Origin of the sequence: Sulfitobacter sp. CW3, from assembly GCF_019392245.1 — a bacterium.
Classification (GTDB): Bacteria; Pseudomonadota; Alphaproteobacteria; order Rhodobacterales; family Rhodobacteraceae; genus Sulfitobacter.
The window spans coordinates 1-276 of the sequence record NZ_JAHXRL010000179.1 but is presented as its reverse complement, the minus strand read 5'-3'; the positions used below and the strand labels follow the sequence as shown (position 1 = coordinate 276).

1 protein-coding gene is annotated in these 276 nt (G+C 46.0%); it reads left to right on the top strand.

The window, feature by feature from the left end; genetic code table 11:
* Positions 1-276, top strand: a 276-nt coding sequence (locus KZZ06_RS20685; protein WP_219581844.1) for a hypothetical protein, incomplete at both ends; no start/stop codon positions are given.

The window sequence follows — 276 nt, the reverse complement described above, 5'->3', positions numbered from 1 at the left end:
CGATACCCTAAAATTAACTGAGCGATTTCGTCAATATTATGACCATTTTTGGTTTTTGACGGCACTGGCAGCTGCCATTTTCTTTGTAACCGACAGCACGGCCAATGAAAATACAAAAAGGCTTGCTGAGGCTTCGCGAGTTGCTCAAGACTCAAGCCGTTATCTTCTTCTGCAAGTTCGCCGCTATCAGGATTATTGCAAGCTCAATGGACTGGAATCCACTAAGTCCTGCCAGTGGAGCAATTACTCTCAGTGGTTGATTGGGTCGCTCGCTGA